Consider the following 22,715-nt stretch of genomic DNA (forward strand, 5'->3'; position numbering starts at 1 on the left):
AGGGCGCAGGGCAGGGAAGGGTCCGCAGATGGTGATGAAGACGCAACTCCCCGGTGAGGGGGTCAAGCATGTGGTCGTTCTGATGCTGGAGAACCGGGGGTTCGACCATCTGATGGGCTGGCTATATAATGACGAGATCCAGCCTCGGCAGATCCTGGGACGGGAGGACGACGATCGCCCCTTTCTGGGTCTGTCCAGCATGGACCCGCACGCGCTGGCCGCGCTCGAAAATCCCACGCCCTCACGCGGCGCCCTGCCGATCAACAAGGGGGCCCGTTCGCCGAAGACCCCCGCCTACAACACCGGCGAGAGCTTCGAGCACATCATGAACCAGATGTGGACCAAAGGCCTGGGGTCTGAGGCCTGGTTCAACCGCGAGGCCCGGCAGGCGCTGATCCAGAAGATGATCCAGGAAGGCCAGCCGATGATGCGCGGCTATGTCCTGGACTACAATCTGGACGTCCAGCATCACATGAAGATCAGCCTGGGCAAGGATGATCTCAGCGAGGTGCTGGACACCTACACGCCCGAGCAGGTTCCGGTGCTGAGCGGGCTGGCGCGCTATTACGCCGTATCTGACGAGTGGTTCTGCTCTGTGCCCAGCCAGACCAACACCAACCGGGCCTTCTCCCTGTCGGGCACGTCGCGGGGCATGGTCAACAACAGCTTCTACGACCCCGATACCTGGAACCCCGGCGTGAATCTGATGCGCCTGTGGGAGGGCAAGAGCCACTCTGACGAACTGCCCGTGTCGACCCGATGTCTGTTCGAGGTGCTGGAGCAGCACAACTACGACTGGAAGGTCTACTGGCAGGACACCTGGCCGCCAAAGGCCCTGACCATGGGCAAGGAATGGCAGTACACGCGCACCATGTTCCCCCTGCTGCAGAACAAGAAATTCGACAGGAATTTCGTCCAGTTCGACGCTTCAAAGCCGGGCAACGACTTCTTTGAGGATTGCCGTAACGGCCGGCTTCCGGCGTTCAGCTGGATCGAGCCCAAATGGGGCGGCGGGGTCGCCTGGAACTCGAAGATGCGCGGCGTCGGCAACGACTACCACCCGGTGTCGGACCTCACCGTAGGCGAGGACTTCGTCATGAACGTCTACGCCGCCCTGTCCTCCCACGAGAACTGGAAGGACACCCTGCTGATCATCACCTTCGACGAAAACGGCGGCACCTATGACCATATGGTCCCGCCCGCGGCGCGGCCGTCCCGGAACGACGCCTGCCCCGTGCCCGAGCCGCCCATCGTCCGGGGCGACATGGACGAGGAGACCCGCACCCAGTTCGGCTTCGGCTTTGACCAGTTCGGCGTGCGGGTGCCCACCTTGCTGATCTCGCCGCGGGCGCCGCGGGGGACCGTTTTCCGCTCCACGGGGGACACGCCGTTCGACCATACCTCGATGATCGCCACGGTTCTGAAGATGGCGCAGATCCCCCCGGAGGACTGGATGATGGGCGACCGCGTGGCCAACGCGCCCACATTTGAACACCTGCTGAATCCGGGGGTCGTGGATCCCGTGCCGGACCCGACGGACGCGCTGAAGATCGAGGAACGCCGCAGTCGTGGCGACGTCCTGAACTACAACACCCCCTACGTCTTCAAGTATGTCGGCGACATCTGGCATGCCCAGCCGGGCGCGGTGTACCTGTCGAAATCCGCCTACGGACGACTGTACGCCTATTCCTATCCGACCTTCACCGCGGACCCCGAGGAGGCGATCAATTTCTCGCTGGCGCCGGTGGGCGGCGGTGACGCCGTCACCCCGATTCTCAACATGTCGACGGTGCGGATCAAGACCAGCGAGCGGTCGCCACTGGGCAACAGCTTGCTGACGGTGCGCGCGGAGCTGGCCGGAGTCTTCTATGATCATTCGGCGAGCGATCCGGGCGCCCAGTGGCAGATGCGCCTGCTGTCCAGTCGCGATCGTCGCGATGAAATCCGGGTCGGCGACCGGGTCTGTTTCATCAGCCAGTTGCAGCCCGCCGCCTGGCAGAAGCTGTCGGAACAGACCCAGCCCGATCCCATGCAACGTCTGTTGCCCTGGCCCAAGGACCCGACCTACGCCACCACGCGCGCCGGCGAATGGGGCCTGTGGGAGATCATGCCGAAGTTGGAGGTTTGAACCGGGTCATTCAGCCGCCTGCCGCATGGCGTGATCGCGACGGAATTCGCGCGGGCTCTGGCCGACAAGCCGTTTGAACGACTTCTCGAAATGGCTGAGGTCCGCAAAGCCCACGCTCAGCGCCACATCGGTGATCTGGCGTCGGTTGTCGCTGGCGAGGATCTCCCTGGCCTTGTGGACCCGGATCCGGGCCAGCACGCTCTTGAAGGGCATGTTGAGAACGGTGCGAAACAGGAAGCTGATGTGAGAGGTGCTGACGTGGGCGTGCCGCGCCAGCCGCGCCAGGGATATGGGCTCTGCGTAGTGATCGCCCAGATAGATCAGGGCGCGCGCCAGCCCCTCGTGCATCCGCTCAAGTTCGGCGGCGTCCCGGTGGACGGCGCACCGCAGCCACAACTCGCTTTCCCCCGGCGTCGCTCCGATCGGGGCGGACGGGGCCGGCTGGACGGGGCGGGGAGGCGCGTCGGGGATGATCCACGGCGCATGTCTCAGGATGTCATCCCGTTCGATCCTGCGGTCCCCGGACATCACCGCCAGCCGCGCGATCACCCGCTCCAGTTCGCAGACGTTTTCGGGCCAGTGGTGGGCGCGGCAGGCGGCCGCCAGCGCCTCGCTCTGTTTGGCCTCCGCGCGAAAGCCATGGCGCTCCAGCGCGGCGCCGATCAGGGCCCCGATGTCCTCGGGACGTTCGCGCAGGGGTGGGGCGGCGACCGGCAGCATGTCGAGCTCGACAGCCAGAACCCGCGAGAACGCGCCCCTGGCGGCAAGGTCGTGCAGATTTAGCGTGGCGGAAGCCACGATGCGGGTGTCGGGCGCGGGGTTCGCCTCTGACCATTGCCCCAGACGCGACCGCATGTGGAGCGGGAGACGTTGCTGCAAAGGCGCGGGGAGCTGGTCCACGGCATTGAGGAACAGGGTGCCGCCTTCGGCCTGATCGAACCACCGTTCCACCTCTGCCGGCGCCTGGCCGCAGTCAATCTGGACAAAGGGCCCTTCGCGGCGTTTGCTTCCGCAGTGGATAGCGACCGCGAGCGGCAGTTTCTCGGTCCCGAATTCCCCGCCGAGAAGCACCGGCAGATCGCTGGCGGCGGCGTGCTCCATCAGGCTGTCCAGATGCCGCATGGCCCGGCTCATGCCGACCAGGCGCAACGGATGTCCCAGATGCTGCTCGCTCCAGTCCCGCACCAGATGACGATGAATGAGAAAGCTGGAGTGGCGGGCCAGGACCGCCAGCCAGGACGGCGCGTTGCGCCGGCGCTCGCGGTCTGTCCTCCAGACCAGCCGCAGTTCGCCCAGCGGTCGGGCGCCGAAGGCAAGCGGCAGTTCAACCCCCTCGTCCCGTGGTCGAACCAACGTTTCGGGCTCGGGGCTCTCGAACCATTCGGCGTCGTGCACGGCGTCGTCCACGGAGGGCAGGCGGGGCGGGCCCGGTCCGGCAGGCGGGCTCCACCCGGTCGCCAGGACGCGTCCCGGGCGACGCACGGTCAGCCGGCGCTTCCCGGCGAGGTCCGCCTCGGCGTGCGACAGGTCCAGCCGCCGCACCAGGTCGGACAGCAGGCGTTCCAGCGCGTCCGCCAATGTGGCGCATGGTGCGAGACGGTGGAAAATCTCATCCATCGTCTCGATCGACATCCGCAGTCCCCTCAACCTATAAGTGCTTATCGCTACCTTAAGTTGACGACCTAACAGAGTTCGATGGTGAGGGAAACGCGGATTTCACCTGCCCCCCGTCCGCAGGTCGTGACGGCGCGCCTGAACTGGTATGGATCGGAAAACCCGACCGTATCGCCTTCGCCGTAACCGGCGTGAGGCGGATGACGGCGCGAAAACGTTGACAGGACCCTCAATGACCACCGAACACCGCGCCACCCTTGGCTTCGATGATCAGGCGCCGGGGACGTCGGGCCTGCGTCGCCCGACCCGCCGGTTCATGGAGCCGCATTATCTGGAGACCTTCATCCAGGCCCTGTTCGAGGTTGCGGCGCCGCCGAAGGGCGCGACCCTGGTGGTCGGCGGCGACGGGCGGTTCTTCTCGGACCGGGCGACGGCGACGGTGGTCCGCATGGCGGCGGCCCACGGCTTCGGCCGGGTGCTGGTGGGGCAGGACGGGCTGCTGTCCACTCCTGCGGCCTCCCATCTGGTGCGGCGGCACGAGGCGTTCGGCGCAGTCATCCTGTCGGCCAGCCACAATCCGGGCGGACCGGACGGCGATTTCGGCGTGAAGTTCAACGGCGCCTCGGGCGGTCCCGCCCCGGCGTCTTTGACCGACGCGGTCCATGCCCGGGCCTCGGCCCTGCGGCGCTACAGCCTGTCGGACCAGCCTGCGCCCCCGCTCGACAAGCCGGGACGCTTCGATCTGGACGGCATGGCGGTGGAGGTCATCGACCCGGTGACGGCCTATGCGGACCTGATGGAGACCCTGGTCGACTTCGACCAGATACGCACCCTGATCGCACGCCCCGGATTCTCCATGCTGTTCGACGCCATGCATGCGGTGACCGGACCCTACGCCCGCGAGATTTTCGAAACCCGGCTGGGCGCCCGCGGCGTGGTGATGAACGGCGCGCCCTCGCCCGACTTCGGCGGCGGGCATCCTGATCCCCATCCCGACCACGCGCCCGAACTGGCTGCGGCCCTGTTCGGCGATCAGCCGCCGTCCTTCGGCGCCGCATCGGACGGGGACGGAGATCGAAACATGATCCTGGGTCCCGGCATGATCGTTTCGCCCGGCGACAGCCTGGCGATCCTGACGGCCAACGCCGCGCGCATCGGCGCCTATCGCTCCCGGCCGTTGAAAGGCGTGGCCCGCTCGGCCCCCACCAGCCGCGCCGTGGACCGGGTCGCCGAACGGCTGGGTCTGCCCATCTACGAGACCCCCACCGGGTGGAAGTATTTCACCAACCTGCTGGACGACGGCCGCATCACCTTCTGCGGGGAGGAGAGCTTCGGCACAGGCGCCGACCATGTGCGCGAGAAGGACGGCCTGTGGGCGGTGCTGATGTGGCTGAACCTGCTGGCGGTCGAGAATCGGCCGCTGCCCGACATCGTTCGGGATCACTGGCGCCTCTACGGCCGCGACTATTACCAGCGGCTGGATTTCGAGGATCTGGACGCGGATGGGGCGGCGAACTTCATGCGCGAACTGCGCGCCGAGCTTGATGGGATGACGGGCCGCGTGGTCGGCGCCTTCACGGTGCGCGAGGCCGGGGAGTTCCGCTATGTGGACCCCGTCGACGGGGCGGTGGCCGAGCAGCAGGGCGTGCGGCTGTGGCTGACCCCGGACGCGCGCATCACCTATCGCCTGTCGGGCACCGGAGCGCGGGGCGCGACCCTGCGGGTCTATGTGGAGCGTTATGAGCCGCCCGCGGGGTTGATCGACGCCCCGGTCGGCGAAGCCCTGACGGATCTGTCGGCGGCGGCGGTGGAAGCGGCGCGCATCACCGAACGGCTGGACCGCACCACACCGTCGACGGTCACCTGATGGCCGAAGCACCCATGAAGCGCTTCGAAGAGCTCGACTACCGTCCCACCGCCAAGGGTCCCGCCATCCTGCGTCGGCGGTGGGTCCCGGCGGTGGACCGGCATGTGGTGGAAATCCTGCTGGGCGACGAGCACCTGATGTCCGACCTGTTCATCGAGGGCGAGTCCGAACTGGCGCGGCGGGCTCTGGCCCTGGCGCCGGATCGGCCCCTGTCGGTGCTGGTGGGCGGGCTGGGTCTCGGTTACACGGCCCGCGCCGCGCTGGAGGATCAGCGGGTGGCGCGCCTGACGGTGCTGGACGCCCTGCAGCCGGTGATCGAATGGCATGAGGAGGGCCTGGTGCCGCTGACGCCGCCCCTGCGGGACGATCCACGCTGCGTCCTGCGTCTGGCGGACTTCTTCACCTGGTTCTCGCCGGGCAGTCCCCGGCACAGCGACGAAACCTATGATCTGGTGCTGCTGGACATCGACCACTCGCCGACGCGCCTGCTGGCCCCGGACCATGCCGCCTTCTACACCGCGAAGGGCCTGGCCAATCTGGCGCTGGGCATGCGCCCGGACGGGGTTTTCGCCATGTGGTCGGACGATCCCGCCGAGGACCAGTTCATCCACGCCCTGAGGGGCGTCTTCGCGGACGTGCACGCCGAGGATGTGCGCTTCGAAAATCCTCTGACGGGCGAAGCGTCGCAATGCACGCTGTACCTGGGGCGCAGGCGCTGACCTCAGGTTGCGCACACTGAAGGGGGATATTCAGGATTTTAACGCCTTGGGCCCATGATGCCCGGCGTAAAGGAGTCCCTGAATGGCGTGTGCAGGTTGTAGAGACGGCGTCGGGTTTGATCTTCCGATCACCATGGCGTTCCAGCCCATCGTGGATGTGCGCAAGGGGACGGCCTTCGCCTATGAGGCCCTGATCCGCGGTCAGGACGGCCTCGGCGCAGGCGGGGTGCTGGCGCAGGTGTCGCCGGACAATCGCTACGCCTTCGACCAGCTTTGCCGCACGACCGCCATCGAATGGGCTTCCAGACTCGATCTGGCGGCCGACGGCGCGAGCCTGTCCATCAATTTTCTGCCCAACGCCGTCTATGAGCCGCGCGCCTGCATCCGGACGACGCTGGCCGCAGCGATGCAGACCGGCTTTCCGGTCACCCGGATCATCTTCGAGTTCACCGAGAACGAGGCGATGGACACCGACCATATCCTCAACATCCTGCGCGCCTACCGCGCCATGGGGTTCAGGACCGCCATCGACGACTTCGGCGCCGGCTTCGCCGGGCTGGGCCTGCTGAGCAAATTCCAGCCGGACATCGTCAAGCTGGACATGGCCCTCATTCGCGGGATCGACAGCGACCCCGTGAAGCGCGCGATCGTGCGAAACACGCTGAACATGCTGCGCGATCTCGGCGTCGAGCCTGTCTGCGAAGGGATCGAAACCCTTGATGAGCACGATGTCCTGCGCGAACTGGGCGTGTCCCTGATGCAGGGCTATCTGTTCGCAAAACCCATGATCGAGGGGCTGCCGCCCGTCTCATGGCCTGGGCAAGTCGACGCCATCGCCGCCAGCGCCTGATCGACCGAGGCGCCGGCTGATGAGTTGACGACGCCGCCTCCTGCGCTCCACGGGCAGCGCATCATTGATGCGGCGATCGGGATGGCGGCGGTCCAGGGTCTGCGCAAACTGACACTGCGTGATCTGGCCCAGACCGTCGGCAGGAGCACCATCGTCATCGTCAACCTGTTCGGCTCAAAACCCGGCTTGCTGCTGGCGATGGGCGAGGCGGCGCTGGAACGGGACACCGACTTTCACGTGCAGTTCTGTCAGAGCGTCGTCGGACTGGAGCCCGGCCGGGACATCTGGTCACCCTGATCCTGCTTTATCTGAGGCTGCGCGCCGGAGCCGATGCGGAGTTTGTCCGCGTGTGGGAGGACTGGTGCTGGACGCGGAGCCGGATCCGGCTCGTCGTGAACTGATCGGACGCTGGGAGGCGATGCGCGAGCAGGCGTGGCGTGATCATCTGGCGGCGAACGGCCTGCCCCTCGCGGTGCTGGAGCTGAAGAACGCCGCGGCCGAGAACGCCACCACGACCGACGCCTTCAACCAGTTCCAGACCTATCTGACGCAGGCGCCTGGGCTGTTCCGCACCAACGCCGTGCTGGTGGCCTCCGGCGGTCTGGGCGCGGATCGGCTCGCTGACCGCTGACTTCGAGCGGTTCGGTGCTCAAATGGGCGGAGGGAGAGCTCGAGAAAATCTTTTGAATCAGGGCAGAGAAGAACGACAAGTGATGTGTGTGGATGCATGCGGACGCGGCCGTGGCGGACAGAGAGGGATTCGAACCCTCGGTACGCTTTCACGTACACACGCTTTCCAAGCGTGCGCGATCGACCACTCCGCCACCTGTCCGTTCCACGCCGTGCGTGCGCCGCCGGACGGTCGATCCAGCGGAGGCGAGGCTGATAGAACAGGCGGAGCGTCTGGGCAAGCGTCCTCGGGCTTCCCATATGCGGCTGGACCCATTTAAGAGGCGATCCATGCTGTTTTCCAAATCCGCCGACCTGCCCACCGCCGAGACCGCCCTGCCGGGGCGGGATCAGCCGCTGACCACCGACGAGGTCCACTTCGTCTCGGGCCGCCCCCTCAAGGGGCCCCACCCCGAGGGGTTCCACAGCGCCGTGTTCGGCATGGGCTGTTTCTGGGGCGTGGAGCGGGTGTTCTGGCAGTTGCCGGGCGTCTGGGTGACCTCCGTGGGCTATGCGGGCGGGATCACGCCCAATCCGACCTATGAAGAGGTCTGCACCGGCCGCACGGGGCACACCGAGGCGGTGGAGGTGGTCTTCAACCCCGAAGAGATCACCTATGATGACCTGCTCAAGACGTTCTGGGAGAACCACGACCCGACCCAGGGCATGCGTCAGGGCGGCGACACGGGCACCCAGTACCGCTCGGCCATCTACTACGCCGACGAGGCCCAGAAGGCGGCGGCCGAGGCCTCGAAGAGCGCCTATGAGGCGGCGCTGAAGCGGGTGGGCATGGGCCCCATCACCACCGAGATCGGCCCGCGGCCCACGTACTATTTCGCCGAGGGCTATCACCAGGGCTATCTGGCCAAGAACCCCGCCGGCTACTGCGGCATCGGCGGCACGGGCGTGGCCTGTCCCGTCGGCATCGGCGTGGACGCCTGATCATGGACCGGGCGGGGGTGAAACGGTTCTGCCTGTCCCTGCCCGCCGCTACGCTGGATCACCCGTTCGGCGAGGATCACGACGCCTACCGGGTGGGCGGCAAGATGTTCGCAATCCTGGGCGGGGACGGCGGACTGTCCTTCAAGGCGTCCGACATCGCCTTTGAGGTGCTGACCGAAACCGGCCGCGCCATCCCCGCGCCCTATCTGGCCCGCGCCCGCTGGGTGCATTTGACGACCCCCGCCGACTGGCCCGAGGACGAGCTGGCCGATCACCTGATCAAAGCCCACGCCCTGATCGCCGCGAAGCTGACGAACAAGGCGCGCAAGGACCTCGGCCTCGCATGAGGGTGCTGGTTCTCGGCGCCACGGGGCTGATCGGGGCGCACATCGCCGCCCGGCTGCAAGAGCAGGGGCATCAGGTGATCGCGGGGGGACGGGATCGACGCCTTCTGGAGCGGCGCTTTTCCGATCGCTGGGTTCATGCGGATCTGGCCCAGGCCGATGAGGCGCACTGGACCGCCCTGCTGCGGGACGTGAATGCGGTGGTGAATTGCGCCGGCGCGCTGCAGGACAGCCTGCGCGATGACCTCGCCGCGGTTCACGACGCCGGCGTTCGCGCGCTCTTGAAGGGATGCGCCGCGGCCGGGGTGAAACGCTATGTGCACATCTCCGCCGCCGGGCTGGCCGAAGACCGCACCACCGCCTTCAACCGCACCAAGCTGGCCGGCGAAGCGGCGGTCCGGGCCAGCGGACTGAACTGGATCATTCTTCGTCCGGGGCTGGTGCTGGCGCCGACAGCCTATGGCGGCAGCGCCCTGCTAAGGGCCCTGGCGGCCTTTCCTCTCGCGATCCCCGCCGCATGGCCGGACCGGGTCGTTCAGGTCATCGGCATGAACGATCTGGGCCGGGCGGTGGAGGCGGCGCTCCGGCCGGACGCACCCCGCAGCCTCATTGTGGATGTGTTGCACGAAGAGCGCCTGCCTCTGGGCGACCTGCTCAGGCGACTGCGCCGCTGGCTGGGGCATGCGCCCGCCCCGGTGCTGACCCTACCGGGCGCGCTGGCTAGACTGTCGGGCCAGATCGCCGATGCACTGGGCTGGCTGGGCTGGCGCAGTCCCATGCGGACGGCGTCGCTGGAACAGCTTCGCATGGGGGTGACGGGGGATGGGACAGCAGCCGAGCGCCATCTCGGCGTCGTGCCCGGCTCGCTGGACGCGATCCTGAACGCGGGTCCGGCCGGTGTTCAGGAGCGATGGTTCGCAAACCTCTATCTCATGAAGCCCGCCCTCATCGGGATGCTCGCCGCGTTCTGGTTCGTCTCCGGCGTCATCGGCCTTGTAGCGCGCGACAGTGCGGGAGCCGTTCTGATCGCGGCGGGCCTTTCCCACGACTTCAGCCGGGCGGCTGTGGTCGGTGGCTCACTTGTGGACCTTGCGCTGGGCGCGGCGGTGCTCTTCCGTCCGTGGACCCGTCTGGCCTTGTTGGGAATGATCGCCGTGACCGCCGTCTATCTGGCGGGGGCGACCCTGTTTCGACCCGACCTCTGGCTTGACCCGCTCGGGTCTCTGTTGAAGACGCTCCCGGCGGCGGTGCTGGCGCTCGTCGCACTGGCCATTCTGGACGAACGATAGGACCGAACGGGTGGAGTTCTACTTCCTGCTCAAGATCGCCCATGTGATCGGCGCGGCCGTGCTGCTCGGCACGGGGGCCGGCATCGCCTTCTTCATGCTGATGGCCCACCGCACGCGCGATGCGTCCCTGATCGCCCACACCGCCGGCATCGTGGTCATCGCCGACTGGCTGTTCACCGCCTCCGCCGTTGTGATCCAGCCGGTCACCGGCGCCGCCCTGGCGCATCTGACCGGTCAGCCACTGTTCAGCGGCTGGCTGGGCCTCAGCCTTGTGCTCTACATGGTGACGGGGGCGTTCTGGCTGCCTGTGGTGTGGATACAGGCGCGCATGCGCGACCTCGCCGTACAGGCCGCGCGGTCAGGCGAACCGCTGCCGGCCGCCTATGACCGGCTGTTCCGCATCTGGTTCGTGTGTGGCTTCCCCGCCTTTGGCGCGGTGCTGGCCATCATCGTCCTGATGGTGGTCAAGCCGACGCTTTGAGGCTCACTCCGCCGCCTGCTCCGCGATCCAGGCGTCCATGCGCTGGTCCAGCAGGTCCAGCGGCAGGGGGCCGTCCACAAGCAGGGCGTCGTGGAAGGCGCGGACGTCGAAGTCCTCGCCGAGGGCGGCCTCGGCGCGGGCGCGGATATCGCGCAGGCGGATCTCGCCGATCTTGTAGGCCAGGGCCTGGCCGGGCCAGCCGATGTAGCGCTGCAGCTCGGTCTCGATGTTGTGCGTGGCCAGGGCCGAATTTTCGGCGAAACAGGCGCGCGCCTGCTCGATCTCCCAGCCCAGCCAGTGAATGCCGGTGTCCGCCACCAGACGGCAGGCCCGCCACATCTCGTAGGACAGGCGCCCGAACCGCTCATAAGGGGTGCGGTAGAATCCCATCTCCTCGCCCAGATACTCGGCGTACAGGCCCCAGCCCTCTGTGAAGGCGGTCACATTGGCCCCGCGCCGGAAATAGGGTCCGGCTTCGGCCTCCTGCTGCAGGGCGATCTGCAGGTGGTGGCCCGGCACCGCCTCATGCAGGGTCAGGGCGGGCAGTTCGTACAGCGGCCGCTGGTCCAGCCGCCCGGTGTTGACGATGTAGCCGCCGGGCAAGCCGGCCTCCATGGAGCCGGCGAAATAGCGGCCGGTGGTGTAGTTGGCCTCGATCTCCTCGGGCACCGGCCGCACGTCATAGGGCAGGCGCGGCAGGGTTCCGAACAGGGCGGGCAGGCCGCCGTCGGCCCGCTTGGCCATCTCGGACGCCTCCTTGAGCAGGTCCTCGCGGCTGGTGGCGTAGAATTGGGGGTCGGTGCGCAGGAAGGTCAGGAAGGCGGCGAAATCGCCCTCCCAGCCTGACGCGGCCATCTCCTCGTCCATGCGGGCGCGGATGCGCGCGACTTCGGACTGACCCAGGGCGTGGATCTCGTCCGGCGTCATGTCGGTGGTGGTGTAGCTGCGCGCCAGGAACGCATAGTAGTCGCGTCCGCCCGCCCGGTGCGCCAGGCCCAAGGTCTCCGGGGCGGCGGGCAGGTAGTCCTCGCGCAGGAACGCGGCCCAGGCGGTCCGGCGCGGCGCGATCTCGCTGGCTATGATCTCCCGGGCCCGGGCGCGCCATCCCTCCTGCACCTCGCCCGGAATGGAGGCGGGCAGGTTGGCCAGGGGCCGCAGCAGGGGGTCGGTTTCAGCTGTGAAGGCGGCGTCGGTCTCGGCCAGCATCAGGGCGTTCTCGACCACCGAGCGGGTCTGGACCAGCCCAGTCTCCAGTCCCCGCCGCGCGTCGGCCTGCGCCTCGTCATAGAAGGCGCCCAGACCCTCCATGCGCGACAGCCAGGCCTCGCCCTCGGCGCGGTTCGTGATGCGGGTGGCGCCGGACAGATAGCCGATCCACTGCCCGGGGCCGCCCTCCGAATCGAAGGCCAGCCGGCCGCCGTCGAAGTCCACGCGCTCCACGCCCATGTCGATGATCCACGAGATAAAGGCGTGGTTCAGCCGGTCGTCCTCGTTCAGCGTCGCCGGATCGATGGCGCCCAGCCGGGCGGCGAACCCGCGCAAGGTCTCGACCCGAGCGACTTCCGCCTCGCGCGAGGTGTCCGGCAGTTGCGCCAGAGCCTCCGTGTCCCCCTCCCGTCCGGCGCCGATGGGGTCATTGGCCCGGTCAAAGGCTTCATAATCCGCGAGGATGGCCGCCAGCGCCGGGTTCTGCGCCTGGGCCTCGGCGGGCGCCGGCTGAGCCTGCGCGGGCTGCGACAGGGGCGCGGCGACGGCGAGGGCCAGAACGGCGGCGCCCGTCAGGGCGATGGATCGGGTCATGGAACGAAGCCCCTTCAAATCAACAGCGGCGTGCATGGGGCCCGGCGGGAACGGTCACGTCAATGCCTCGTTGATTTGCGGACCGCGGTTCGGTCAAGTCCGCTTGACCCGGCGGGCGACGCAGGCTCGATTACGGTGGGGGATGCAAGGGGAGGGCGGCTTTTGAGCCGACGATTGCTGACGCGGCTGATCATCATTCTGATCGGCGCGTTTCTGGTGGCTTATCTGGCTTCGCCGGTTTTTGCGGTGCGCTCGCTGATCAATGCCGCGCGCACGGGCGATGAGGCGCGGCTGGAACGGCTCGTGGACTTCCCCGCCGTGCGTGACGACCTGAAGGCGCAACTGAACGCCCAGCTTGTGCGCCGCCTGCGCGAGGACCCGGACATGCGGGACAATCCCCTTTCGGGACTGGGGCTGGTGCTCGCGCCGTCGCTGATTTCCGGCGTGGTGGATGCTTTCGTCACGCCGCAGGCCATCGCCGCCATGGTCCAGACCGCCGAGGCCCCCGACATCATCGGCGACCGGGGCGAGGTGGCGCTGGAGCCGCCCGAGGGGCGCGATAAGGACATCCGCATCGGCTACGGCTATCGCGGCCTGAACCGCTTCGCCGGCACCCTCACCGACCGCGACCGCCCCCATCAGCGCATCGACCTGATCATGGAACGCCGGGGCGTGTTCAGCTGGAAACTGGCCCAGGTGCGGCTGCCGAGGGACTAGCCCTTCAGCGCCGCCCGCACCGCGTCCAGTCCGGCGTCGGCCTTGTCGCCGTCCGGGGCGCCGCCCTGGGCGAAGTCGGGTTTGCCGCCCGCGCCCTGGCCGCCCATGGCCAGCACCGCCGCGCGGGCCAGGTCGGCCGCGTTCACACGGCCGGCCATGTCGGCGGTCGTCGCCACCGTGACCGCCGCCTTGCCGTCGACCACGCCGATCAGGGCTACGATGCCCGACCCCACCTGCTTGCGGAAGTCCTCGGCCACGCCGCGCAGGCCCTTGCCGTCCACGCCGTCCAGCACCCGCGCGATCAGTTTGATCCCGCCGATCTCCTCCGGCGCGGCGTCAGCGCCGCCGCCGCCGCCCAGCGCCACCTGCTTCTTCAGCTCGGCCACTTGCTTCTCCAGCGCCTTGACCGAGGCCGCCATGGCCTCGACCCGGGCGGGCACGTCGGCGGGCTGCATCTTGAAGTCGCGGGCGAGGCCACGTGCCACCTTCGCCTGGCCTTCCAGATACTGGCGGGCGGCCTCGCCGGTCAGAACCTCGATGCGGCGCACGCCCGCCGCGATGCCGCCCTCGGACACGATCTTGAACAGGCCGATGTCGCCGGTGCGCGCCACGTGGGTGCCGCCGCACAGCTCCATGGAATAGGCCGCATTGTCGCTGACCAGCGAGCGGCCCAGGGTCAGCACCCGCACTTCGTCGCCGTACTTCTCGCCGAACAGGGCGATGGCGCCTGCCTCGATGGCGGCGTCCGGGGTCATCAGGCGCATCTCGGCTGGCGCGTTCTGGCGGATCACCGCATTGACCTCGGCCTCGATGGCCTCGATCTCGGCCTCGGTCAGCGGGGCGCCGTGGCTGAAGTCGAAGCGGGCCCGCTCGGCGTCCACCAACTGGCCCTTCTGGGCCACATGGGCGCCCAGCACGTTCTTCAGGGCCGAGTGCAGCAGGTGGGCGGCCGAGTGGTTGGCCCGGGTGGTGCGGCGCTTGTCGGCGTCCACCATCAGGGCGCAGCGCTGGCCGATGGCCAGACCGCCGGACACGATCTCCACGTCATGCACGTGCAGGTCGCCGGCCTGTTTCTTCACGTCGGTGACCCGAGCCTCGCCGCCGGGCCATTCTATGGTCCCGTGGTCGCCCGCCTGACCGCCGCTCTCGCCGTAGAAGGCCGTGCGGTCGAACAGCACCTGCACCGTCTCGCCCGGCCCGGCCGCGTCCACCGCCTGGCCGTCCTTGAGGATGGCCAGAACCTCGCCGGACTCCTCGACGCCTTCATAGCCGGTGAAGACCGTGGGCCCCATGCGGTCGCGGATGGCCAGCCATTCGCCCGCCGTGGCCGTCTGGCCCGATCCGGTCCAGTGCTCGCGGCTGCGCGCGCGCTGCTCGGCCATGGCCGTCTCGAACGCCGCCACATTGACTGACAGGCCACGCCGGCGCGCCTCGTCCTGGGTCAGGTCCAGCGGGAAGCCGTAGGTGTCGTACAGGGTGAAGGCGGTCTCGCCTTCCAGCATGTCGCCTTCCTTGAGGTTGGCGGTGGCGTCCTCGAACAGGGCCATCCCCCGGCCCAGGGTGGTGCGGAACCGTTCCTCTTCCTGACGGAGGGTTTCTGTGATGGTGGCCTGGGCGCGGCCCAGTTCCGGATAGGCGTCGCCCATGCCCGCCACGAGGGCGGGCACCAGCCGGTGCATCAGCGGATCGGCGGCGCCCAGCAGGTGGGCGTGGCGCATGGCCCGGCGCATGATCCGGCGCAGCACATAGCCGCGCCCTTCGTTGGACGGCGTCACCCCGTCGGCGATCAGGAAGCAGGAGCTGCGCAGGTGGTCGGCGATCACCCGGTGGCTCGGCGCCTGGTCGCCTTCGGCCTTTGTCTTCGTCTCGGCCTCGGATGCGGCGATCAGGCTCTGGAACAGGTCGGTTTCATAGTTGGAGTGGACGCCCTGCAGCACCGCCGCCACGCGCTCCAGCCCCATGCCGGTGTCGATGGAGGGCTTGGGCAGGTTCGTGCGGGTCCCGTCCGCCGCCTGCTCGTACTGCATGAACACCAGGTTCCAGATCTCGACCCAGCGGTCGCCGTCCTCTTCCGGCGAACCGGGAGGGCCGCCCCAGATGTGGTCGCCGTGGTCATAGAAGATTTCGGTGCACGGCCCGCACGGCCCGGTGTCGCCCATGGACCAGAAATTATCGCTGCCTGCGATGCGGCCGATGCGGCTTTCCGGTAGGCCGGCGATCTTCTTCCACAGCTCCACCGCCTCGTCATCGTCCACATAGACCGTGGTCATCAGACGGTCTTTCGGAATGCCGAATTCCTTCGTGATCAGGTTCCAGGCGAACTCGATGGCCTCGGCCTTGAAGTAGTCGCCGAAGGAGAAATTCCCCATCATCTCGAAGAAGGTGTGGTGCCGCGCCGTGTAGCCGACGTTGTCCAGATCGTTGTGCTTGCCGCCGGCGCGCACGCATTTCTGGGCGCTGACCGCGCGGTTGTAGGGGCGCTTCTCCTGGCCGGTGAAGACGTTCTTGAACGGCACCATGCCCGCGTTGACGAACAGCAGGGTCGGATCGTTCTGCGGCACCAGCGGGGCCGACTGCACCTTCTCGTGGCCCGAGGCCGCGAAGGAGTCGAGGAAGGTCGATCGGATCTGGTTCAGGGTCGCCATGTCAGTTCGCAAACGCGTTCAGGGAAGGGGAGACAGGCGTCATATAGGGCTTTCGCCGCGAACGCATCACCCCGCCGTGATCGAAAGCGCGCGGCGGCGGCGGTTTGCCAGCCTCATGGCGGGCGTCATCAAACTGTGGAAAACCCATCCGATTGATTCAGTTTTGTGAATCGGAGCCGTCCACAGTCTTTCACAGACTTATGCACCGGACGGCGGCCCCTCATGCACAGCAAGAGGAATTCGGGCGCTTGCCCAATAGACGATTTCGCGGGAACGTCAACGGGCCGAGGGACACGGCGGCGCGGAAATCCCGGGAGACCGGGAACTTCAAGCGGGTCGGTCCGGCTCTCTGATCCAGGCTTTCAGGCGTCTTCGGACGGCTCGATCGACCGGACAGGGCCAAGGCTCCCGAACCAGACGCCCTCGGGCGGAGGTTCACGGAGAACCGGGCCGGGATCGATGGACGACGACAGGGGAGACCCTGACGGAACGCCGGAGACCAGGAGCCGCCAGGAGGCCGCGTTTCTTCTTCGGGTTCGCCCGCCGGGGAAACGGCCAGGTTCCTGACCCTAAGGTCAAGTCCCAACCCGGACTTGGCGAGGGGACGAGAGCAACGGTTCGACCGGGCTGTCGTCCCCTCGCTCAATTCGGGCTCCCTCTCCGGCATCACCTTCCCGACCCGCTGCTCATGCGGCCGGGGATGACGCATGAATATGTACCCCGCTAATTCGTGATCAGGACGGCGCTTTGCCCATACTGTGGGGGCAACGCAGGCTTGGGAGGTTCGTATCGTGAAATGGCTGATTACTCTAGCGGCGGCGTTCTCGCTTGGGGCCTGCGCGCCCGAAGCCCAGGATCAAACCGAACCATCCGACCCGGACGCCCCCTCCCACGACGTCACCTACAAAGGCCGACTTTTTCAGCTGGATGGCGAGCACACGCAGCGCTCAATGATTCAGATCACACTTTCCAGCGTCGGGGGGACCGCGCGACGCTACTGGATCGAATCGACTTGTGCGGATGTTGGATACTTCGATCCCGACAGGGGCGGATACTACAGTGGATTTGCTCCGGATCCGAGATATCCGGACTCCACCTACAGATCGGCCACGCACGATGAGTTCTGCGATCTGGACGACCCGGCGCGGCAGCGTGTTCTGCGCGAGTACATGTTTGAGGGCGTCAGCATTGTGGTGGACGAGGAGAGCGGCCGCGCCACGCTGGAGACGCCATCGGGGAGAACCGCTCAGTTCGTCCGGGTCGCAGAAGGGTTGATCATGTGATGACGAAGTCTCGCGAAACGCGTCACGTCCGCGCGAAATAGCCCTCGATCACCCGCTCATAGACCCGGGTCAGGTCGATGATCTCCTGCACCGGCACGCGCTCGTCGATCTGGTGGATGGTCTGGCCCACCAGTCCCAGCTCCAGCACCGGCGCCATGCGGGTGATGAAGCGGGCGTCCGAGGTCCCGCCGCTGGTGGAGGGCTCGGGGCGGCGGCCGGTCACCGCTTCCACGGCGTCCTGAACCGCCGCCACGAACGGCCCCTGTTCGGTCAGAAAGGCGTCGCCCGAGTGCAGGAACTCCACCCCCACGCCGCAGCCGCTCGATCCTTGCGCCGCCTCGACCCGCTCGCGGATCCAGGCCATCAGGCTCTCGCCCGTGTGGGCCGGGTTGAAGCGGATATTGAGCCGCCCCGTGGCCGTGTGCGGGATCACGTTCATGGCCGGATTGGCGATGTCGATGGTGGTGATCTCGAGGTTCGACGGCGGGAACGACGGATAGCCCTCGTCCAGCACATGGCCGTCCAGTTCGGCCAGCAGGCGCGCCAGCACCGGGGCCGGATTGGCCGCCCGCTCCGGATAGGCCACGTGGCCCTGACGCCCCTTCACGGTGATCCAGGCGTTCAGCGAGCCGCGCCGCCCGATCTTGATGGTGTCGCCCAGTTCGCGGGCGGAAGACGGCTCGCCCACCACGCAGGCGTCGATGACCTCGCCCTCGTCCATCAGGGCCTGCACCACGACCTTGGTCCCGTGGATGGCGCGGCCTTCCTCGTCGCCGGTGATCAGCAGGGACAGCGAGCCTTGCGGTTGCCCCTTCGCCAGCACCCCGTCCACCGCCGCGATCCAGGCGGCGATACAGCCCTTCATGTCGGCGGCGCCGCGTCCGTACAGCACGCCGTCCTCGATGGCCGCCTCGAAGGGCGGATGGCGCCACGCCTCCAGCGGCCCGGTGGCCACCACATCCGTATGGCCGGCGAAGCACAGGTTCGGCCCCTCGGTTCCGCGCCGGGCGTACAGGTTCTCGATGCCCTCGAACGGCATGCGGCGGCAGGTGAAGCCCAGCCTCTCCAGCTGGGCCTGCACCAGATCCATGGCCCCCTCGTCGGCGGGGGTGATGGACGGAATGCGGATCAGGTCTTGCGTCAGGCGCACGGGATCGACAGATGCGGTCATGGCCCAGCTTTAGGACGGGCCGCCGCCCGGGAGAAGTCCGTCATGCCCAGGATTGATCTGGAAACCGCCCCCGCCGGACACGGGACCACCTATCCGGACGAGCACGCCGGCCCATGCCTGGGCCGTCGGCGCTGGCGGCTGGGCGACGCGGCGGGCCTGAGCCAGTTCGGCGTCAACCTGCTGCATCTGTCGCCCGGCGACTGGTCCAGCCAGCGCCACTGGCATGAGGGCGAGGACGAGTTCGTCTGGATCATGCAGGGCCAGGTGGTGCTGGTCGAGGAAGATGGCGAGACGGTTCTCAACGCCGGTGACTGCGCGGGCTTCAAGGCGGGCGTGCCCAACGGCCACAAGATCGAGAACCGTTCCGAAGCCCTCGCGGTACTGCTGGAGGTGGGAACCCGCACCCCGGGCGGCGACGGCTGCGACTATCCCGACATCGACATGGTCCTGCCGAAAGGCGCCGACCGCTATTTCCACCGCGACGGCACGCCCTATCCGAAGTACCCACGGCGGTCGTGAGCGTCGCAACCCCCGAAAATCCGAATCCGTCCGCCCGCGAGCCGGACATTCCTGGCGGCGGGCATGACAGCCCGTGGGGCATCCGCGACTTCCGCTATCTGTGGATCGGGCGGGTGCTGGCCGTGCTGGCCATCCAGACCCAGTCCTCCGCGCTGTTGTGGCAGGTCTATGAGATCGCCCGGCGCGACCACCCGATCGAACAGGCCAGCCTTTACCTGGGGCTGGTGGGGCTGGTGCAGTTTCTGCCGCTGCTGGCCTTCACCCTGCCCGCCGGCGAGATGGCCGATCGCCGCGACCGCAAGCTGACGGTCATCATCTCGGTGATCATCGAGGGCCTTTGCGCCGTGGGCTTTCTGGCCATGGCCATCCACGGATCGCCGCCCCTGTGGGGCCTGCTGGCCGTGGCGGCGCTGTTTGGGGCCTGCCGGGCCTTCCTGGCCCCCGCATCCCAGGCCTTCCTGCCCATGGTCGTGGGCCGCCGCGCCCTGCCGCCCGCCATCGCGGCCCAGTCCATCGCCTTCCAGACCGGCGCCATCGCCGGCCCGGCGCTGGGCGGGGTGATCGTCGGCATCTCCGTGCCGCTGGCCTATGCAGTCGCCCTGTCCATGTTCATCGCCGCCGCCGCCGCCATCGCCATGATCCGCACCAGCGGCAAGCCCGAGGTTATCCCGGGCGGCCCGTCCCGCTTCGCCGCCGTGCAGGAGGGGCTGGCCTATGTCTGGAAGACCAAGATGGTGCTGGGCGCCATATCGCTGGATCTGATCGTGGTGCTGCTGGCGGGCGTGGCCCTGCTGACGCCCATCTTCGCCCGCGATATCCTGCATGTGGGACCTGAAGGCTTCGGCATGCTGCGCGCCTCGTTCGGCGTGGGCGCCCTGACCGTCGCGGTGTGGCTGTCGCGCTTCCCCATCAGACGGCGCGGGGGATGGTGGATGTTCGGGGCGGTGGCGGTGTTCGGCCTGTGCACCCTGACCTTCGGCCTGTCCCAGTGGTTCTGGCTGTCGGTGATGGTGCTGTTCCTCGGCGGCGCGGCGGACATGATCAGCGTCAACATCCGCCAGACCCTGATCCAGCTGGCCACGCCCGATCACATGCGCGGCCGGGTCAGCTCGGTGTCCATGCTGTTCATCGGCGCCTCCAACGAGTTGGGCGAGGCCTATTCGGGCGTGGCGGTGCGCTTCCTGGGGCCGGTGGGCGCGGCGGTGTTCGGCGGCTTCGGCGCCCTGGCGTCGACAGGCATCTGGGCCAAACTGTTCCCCGACCTGCGAAAGGCCGACAAGCTCACCTAGAGCTTCAGGACCGGCCGATGGAGCTGTATCTGAACCCGCGTGCGCGCATGTCGTCCGGTCGGTACACGTTGCGCAGATCCACCATCACCGGTGCGGTCATGAGCAGCTTGACCCGATCCAGATCCAGCGCCCGGAACTGGTCCCATTCAGTCAGGATCACCGCCACGTCCGCGCCCTCGACCGCCGAATAGGGCCCGTCCACGAAGGTCACGTCCCCGTCCAGCGCCTTTGCTGCTTCTTCCATGCCTTCCGGATCAAAGGCGCGCACGGTGGCTCCCATGGCCAGCAGGGCCGGGACCACGTCCAGCGAGGGTGCGTCGCGCATATCGTCCGTATTCGGTTTGAAGGTCAGCCCCAGGATGGCGACCGTCTTGCCCTTCAGGTCGCCTGCCGCAGCCGAAACTCTTCCGGCCATGGCCTTCTTGCGCGCATCGTTGACCTCGACCGTGGTCTTCACCAGTCGTACGGGGGAGCCCGCGTCATCTGCGGTCCGCACCAGCGCCAGTGTGTCCTTGGGAAAGCAGCTGCCCCCGTAGCCGGGCCCTGCGTTCAGGAATTTCGACCCGATACGCTTGTCCAGCCCGATGCCCCGCGCCACCTGCTGAACGTCTGCGCCCAGCGTCTCGCACAGGTCGGCCATCTCGTTGATGAAGGTGATCTTCATGGCCAGAAAGGCGTTGGCCGCATATTTGATCAGCTCCGACGTCCGCCGCCCCGTGAAGAGGATCGGCGTCTCGTTCAGCTTCAGCGGCCGGTACAGCTCGCGCATCACCTCACGCGCGCGCTCGTGTTCGGTTCCGACAACCACACGATCAGGCCGCTTGAAGTCCTCAATGGCCGCGCCTTCACGCAGGAACTCGGGGTTCGAGACCACGGCGAAATCGGCGTCCGGTCGCCGCTCGCGGATGATGCGTTCGATCTCGTCGCCCGTGCCCACCGGAACCGTGGATTTGGTCACCACCACGGTGAAGCCCTGCATCAGGTCCGCGATCTCGGCGGCGGCGGCGTGGACGTAGGACAGGTCCGCATGGCCGTCCCCACGACGGGATGGCGTGCCCACGGCGATGAACACCGCGTCGGCCTGTGCGATCGCCTCGGACGGGTCGATGGCGAAGCTCAGCCGGCCGTCGCGCACATTGTTGGCCACCAGGGCGTCCAGGCCTGGCTCATAGATCGGGATGCCGCCGTCTTTCAGACGGGCGATCTTGGTCGCGTCCTTGTCGATGCACACCACGCTGTGGCCGAAGTCGGCGAAGCAGGCGCCCGAGACGAGGCCCACATAGCCGGTTCCGATCATCGCCACGCGCATGGGGCCTGTCCTTGTGCGGAAAATCCTTCGGGCGGCATAGCCGGGCCGCGCGGCCTGCGCCACCCCGCAAGTGACCGCGTCATGCAACGATCATGGTTCGTTAACCCTGCTCGCTGAGGGCCGGGAAACCCGGTCGTGCGAGGTTCGGCGCATGAGAAACCTCTCCGCCGCCAGTGATCCGATGAGCGCGCCGCGCCGGATCCGCCTTCTGGGCGGCGAGATGGACGTTATGACGACGGACCAGTTGCTGGACTTCATGGCCGCCTGCATTGCAGCCCGCCGCCCGGCCCTTGTGGCCAATCACAATCTGCACAGCCTGCATCTTTGGCGACGCACGCCTGAAATGGCCGCCCTGTACGCCCGCGCCGACCGTATCGAGATTGATTCCACACCCCTGATCGTATGGGGCCGGCTGATGGGGCAGAACGTGGGGCGGGCTCACCGTCTGACCTATCTGGACTGGCGCGAGGCGTTCTGGGCGCGCGCGGCCGCCGAGGGCTGGCGCGTGTTCCACCTGGGCTGCGCCCCCGGCGTGGGGGAAAAGGCCGTGGCCGCGATCACAAAACGCCATCCCGGGCTGAAGCTGTCCACCCTGAACGGCTTCTTCGACGTGGCGGGCGCCGGGAATGACGCGGTTCTGGCGGCTATCCGCAGCCATCAGCCCGATATCCTGCTCGTAGGCATGGGCATGCCGCGTCAGGAGATCTGGATCGAGAGAAACCGCGACCGCCTGCCGCCATGCGTGATCCTGCCGATCGGCGGCGCCCTGGCCTATGAAGCGGGGGCTGTGGCCACGCCGCCCCGATGGACCGGGCGGGTGGGCGTGGAATGGCTCTGGCGTTTCGCCACGGAGCCGAAGCGCCTGTTCCATCGCTATTTCGTCGAACCCTGGGCGCTTGCGCCTCAGGCGGCGGGCGATCTCCGACGCCGGTTGTTCGGCCCGGCCTGATTTTCACCTCGCGTCGCACAGGAAAACGCCCGCCTGGCGTGAGCCGGGCGGGCGTTTGAAGTCTTTGGCCGAAGGCCGTCGACATCTTCGGGAACCGTTCCCCTCCCGGCCGGAGCCGGGAGGGGCTGGT

The 22,715-nt window shown here is 67.7% G+C and carries 20 protein-coding genes and 1 tRNA gene; 15 read left to right on the top strand and 6 right to left on the bottom strand.

Annotated elements, in window-relative coordinates:
- Positions 1-34: 34 nt before the first annotated feature.
- On the top strand, positions 35-2,128 hold the full coding sequence (locus ACK4FB_RS08465) for an alkaline phosphatase family protein (RefSeq protein WP_409750521.1): 2,094 nt from the start codon (positions 35-37) through the stop codon (positions 2,126-2,128).
- A 6-nt stretch (positions 2,129-2,134) separates the two neighbouring features.
- On the opposite strand, the gene ACK4FB_RS08470 is transcribed toward ACK4FB_RS08465, so the two are convergent.
- A complete protein-coding gene (locus tag ACK4FB_RS08470) occupies positions 2,135-3,760 on the bottom strand; it encodes a helix-turn-helix domain-containing protein (protein WP_409750524.1) in 1,626 nt (541 codons plus the stop codon).
- Positions 3,761-3,974: 214 nt separating this feature from the next.
- On the opposite strand from ACK4FB_RS08470, the gene ACK4FB_RS08475 reads away from it, so the two are divergent.
- From ACK4FB_RS08475 to ACK4FB_RS08495, 5 genes are all read left to right on the top strand, one after another.
- Positions 3,975-5,609, top strand: coding sequence for an alpha-D-glucose phosphate-specific phosphoglucomutase (locus tag ACK4FB_RS08475; protein ID WP_409750527.1), 1,635 nt, complete (start codon positions 3,975-3,977; stop codon positions 5,607-5,609).
- A gap of 14 nt (positions 5,610-5,623) precedes the next feature.
- Positions 5,624-6,328, top strand: a complete 705-nt coding sequence (locus ACK4FB_RS08480) for a hypothetical protein (protein WP_409750530.1) — start codon at positions 5,624-5,626, stop codon at positions 6,326-6,328.
- Between the two features lie 82 nt (positions 6,329-6,410).
- Positions 6,411-7,178 (top strand): EAL domain-containing protein, encoded by a 768-nt coding sequence (locus ACK4FB_RS08485; protein WP_409750533.1) that lies wholly within the window; start codon positions 6,411-6,413, stop codon positions 7,176-7,178.
- A gap of 24 nt (positions 7,179-7,202) precedes the next feature.
- Positions 7,203-7,475 carry a TetR/AcrR family transcriptional regulator gene (locus tag ACK4FB_RS08490; RefSeq protein ID WP_409750536.1) on the top strand — a complete coding sequence of 91 codons (273 nt, stop codon included), beginning with the start codon at positions 7,203-7,205 and terminating at the stop codon, positions 7,473-7,475.
- Between the two features lie 64 nt (positions 7,476-7,539).
- Positions 7,540-7,809: a type I restriction endonuclease gene (locus tag ACK4FB_RS08495; RefSeq protein ID WP_409750539.1), complete on the top strand. Its 270-nt coding sequence runs from the start codon at positions 7,540-7,542 to the stop codon at positions 7,807-7,809.
- A gap of 111 nt (positions 7,810-7,920) precedes the next feature.
- Here the strand turns inward: ACK4FB_RS08495 and ACK4FB_RS08500 are convergent.
- Positions 7,921-8,010, bottom strand: a tRNA-Ser gene (locus tag ACK4FB_RS08500).
- A gap of 128 nt (positions 8,011-8,138) precedes the next feature.
- On the opposite strand from ACK4FB_RS08500, the gene msrA reads away from it, so the two are divergent.
- From msrA to ACK4FB_RS08520, 4 genes are read left to right on the top strand one after another with little or no spacing between them, the layout of a single operon-like run.
- Positions 8,139-8,789 (top strand): peptide-methionine (S)-S-oxide reductase MsrA, encoded by a 651-nt coding sequence (msrA, locus tag ACK4FB_RS08505; protein WP_409750542.1) that lies wholly within the window; start codon positions 8,139-8,141, stop codon positions 8,787-8,789.
- Positions 8,790-8,791: 2 nt separating this feature from the next.
- Complete coding sequence (locus tag ACK4FB_RS08510) at positions 8,792-9,136, top strand: MmcQ/YjbR family DNA-binding protein (protein WP_409750545.1); 345 nt, start codon at positions 8,792-8,794, stop codon at positions 9,134-9,136.
- A complete protein-coding gene (locus tag ACK4FB_RS08515; RefSeq protein ID WP_409750548.1) occupies positions 9,133-10,422 on the top strand; it encodes an SDR family oxidoreductase in 1,290 nt (429 codons plus the stop codon). Before ACK4FB_RS08510 ends, ACK4FB_RS08515 begins: the two co-directional genes overlap by 4 nt.
- Positions 10,423-10,432: 10 nt before the next feature.
- Positions 10,433-10,903 carry a DUF2269 family protein gene (locus ACK4FB_RS08520; protein ID WP_409750551.1) on the top strand — a complete coding sequence of 157 codons (471 nt, stop codon included), beginning with the start codon at positions 10,433-10,435 and terminating at the stop codon, positions 10,901-10,903.
- Between the two features lie 3 nt (positions 10,904-10,906).
- Here ACK4FB_RS08520 and ACK4FB_RS08525 read toward each other — a convergent pair whose 3' ends face one another.
- Complete coding sequence (locus tag ACK4FB_RS08525; protein WP_409750554.1) at positions 10,907-12,703, bottom strand: DUF885 domain-containing protein; 1,797 nt, start codon at positions 12,701-12,703, stop codon at positions 10,907-10,909.
- Between the two features lie 162 nt (positions 12,704-12,865).
- On the opposite strand from ACK4FB_RS08525, the gene ACK4FB_RS08530 reads away from it, so the two are divergent.
- Positions 12,866-13,420, top strand: coding sequence for a DUF2939 domain-containing protein (locus ACK4FB_RS08530; protein ID WP_409750558.1), 555 nt, complete (start codon positions 12,866-12,868; stop codon positions 13,418-13,420).
- Here ACK4FB_RS08530 and alaS read toward each other — a convergent pair.
- Entirely contained in the window at positions 13,417-16,065 is a 2,649-nt protein-coding gene (alaS, locus tag ACK4FB_RS08535; RefSeq protein ID WP_409750561.1) for an alanine--tRNA ligase, read from the bottom strand. The two genes, ACK4FB_RS08530 and alaS, sit on opposite strands and share 4 nt — an antisense overlap.
- A 791-nt stretch (positions 16,066-16,856) precedes the next feature.
- Here alaS and ACK4FB_RS08540 point away from each other — a divergent pair.
- Positions 16,857-17,348: a hypothetical protein gene (locus ACK4FB_RS08540; RefSeq protein WP_409750564.1), complete on the top strand. Its 492-nt coding sequence runs from the start codon at positions 16,857-16,859 to the stop codon at positions 17,346-17,348.
- 22 nt (positions 17,349-17,370) lie between these two features.
- Here the strand turns inward: ACK4FB_RS08540 and dapE are convergent, their stop codons facing one another.
- Positions 17,371-18,519: a succinyl-diaminopimelate desuccinylase gene (gene dapE, locus ACK4FB_RS08545; RefSeq protein ID WP_409750567.1), complete on the bottom strand. Its 1,149-nt coding sequence runs from the start codon at positions 18,517-18,519 to the stop codon at positions 17,371-17,373.
- A gap of 42 nt (positions 18,520-18,561) precedes the next feature.
- Here dapE and ACK4FB_RS08550 point away from each other — a divergent pair, with 42 nt between their 5' ends.
- Together ACK4FB_RS08550 and ACK4FB_RS08555 are read left to right on the top strand one after the other, a co-directional pair.
- Complete coding sequence (locus ACK4FB_RS08550) at positions 18,562-19,038, top strand: cupin domain-containing protein (RefSeq protein ID WP_409750570.1); 477 nt, start codon at positions 18,562-18,564, stop codon at positions 19,036-19,038.
- On the top strand, positions 19,035-20,327 hold the full coding sequence (locus tag ACK4FB_RS08555) for an MFS transporter (protein WP_409750573.1): 1,293 nt from the start codon (positions 19,035-19,037) through the stop codon (positions 20,325-20,327). The genes ACK4FB_RS08550 and ACK4FB_RS08555 overlap by 4 nt, the downstream gene beginning before the upstream one ends.
- A 4-nt stretch (positions 20,328-20,331) precedes the next feature.
- Here ACK4FB_RS08555 and ACK4FB_RS08560 read toward each other — a convergent pair whose 3' ends face one another.
- Positions 20,332-21,636 carry a UDP-glucose dehydrogenase family protein gene (locus ACK4FB_RS08560; protein ID WP_409750576.1) on the bottom strand — a complete coding sequence of 435 codons (1,305 nt, stop codon included), beginning with the start codon at positions 21,634-21,636 and terminating at the stop codon, positions 20,332-20,334.
- A 151-nt stretch (positions 21,637-21,787) separates the two neighbouring features.
- On the opposite strand from ACK4FB_RS08560, the gene ACK4FB_RS08565 reads away from it, so the two are divergent.
- A complete protein-coding gene (locus tag ACK4FB_RS08565) occupies positions 21,788-22,585 on the top strand; it encodes a WecB/TagA/CpsF family glycosyltransferase (protein WP_409750579.1) in 798 nt (265 codons plus the stop codon).
- The last annotated feature ends 130 nt before the right edge of the window (positions 22,586-22,715 follow it).

The sequence above is a fragment of the Brevundimonas sp. genome, from assembly GCF_046299535.1.
Lineage (GTDB): Bacteria > Pseudomonadota > Alphaproteobacteria > Caulobacterales > Caulobacteraceae > Brevundimonas.

Bases quoted from the DNA above. Each gene is read 5' to 3' on its own strand.
- msrA (WP_409750542.1), top strand. From the start codon at position 8,139: ATGCTGTTTTCCAAATCCGCCGACCTGCCCACCGCCGAGACCGCCCTG.
- ACK4FB_RS08560 (WP_409750576.1), bottom strand. From the start codon at position 21,636: ATGCGCGTGGCGATGATCGGAACCGGCTATGTGGGCCTCGTCTCGGGC.
- ACK4FB_RS08510 (WP_409750545.1), top strand. From the start codon at position 8,792: ATGGACCGGGCGGGGGTGAAACGGTTCTGCCTGTCCCTGCCCGCCGCT.
- dapE (WP_409750567.1), bottom strand. From the start codon at position 18,519: ATGACCGCATCTGTCGATCCCGTGCGCCTGACGCAAGACCTGATCCGC.
- alaS (WP_409750561.1), bottom strand. From the start codon at position 16,065: ATGGCGACCCTGAACCAGATCCGATCGACCTTCCTCGACTCCTTCGCG.
- ACK4FB_RS08515 (WP_409750548.1), top strand. From the start codon at position 9,133: ATGAGGGTGCTGGTTCTCGGCGCCACGGGGCTGATCGGGGCGCACATC.
- ACK4FB_RS08485 (WP_409750533.1), top strand. From the start codon at position 6,411: ATGGCGTGTGCAGGTTGTAGAGACGGCGTCGGGTTTGATCTTCCGATC.
- ACK4FB_RS08480 (WP_409750530.1), top strand. From the start codon at position 5,624: ATGAAGCGCTTCGAAGAGCTCGACTACCGTCCCACCGCCAAGGGTCCC.
- ACK4FB_RS08465 (WP_409750521.1), top strand. From the start codon at position 35: ATGAAGACGCAACTCCCCGGTGAGGGGGTCAAGCATGTGGTCGTTCTG.
- ACK4FB_RS08470 (WP_409750524.1), bottom strand. From the start codon at position 3,760: ATGTCGATCGAGACGATGGATGAGATTTTCCACCGTCTCGCACCATGC.
- ACK4FB_RS08525 (WP_409750554.1), bottom strand. From the start codon at position 12,703: ATGACCCGATCCATCGCCCTGACGGGCGCCGCCGTTCTGGCCCTCGCC.
- ACK4FB_RS08475 (WP_409750527.1), top strand. From the start codon at position 3,975: ATGACCACCGAACACCGCGCCACCCTTGGCTTCGATGATCAGGCGCCG.
- ACK4FB_RS08550 (WP_409750570.1), top strand. From the start codon at position 18,562: ATGCCCAGGATTGATCTGGAAACCGCCCCCGCCGGACACGGGACCACC.
- ACK4FB_RS08565 (WP_409750579.1), top strand. From the start codon at position 21,788: ATGAGAAACCTCTCCGCCGCCAGTGATCCGATGAGCGCGCCGCGCCGG.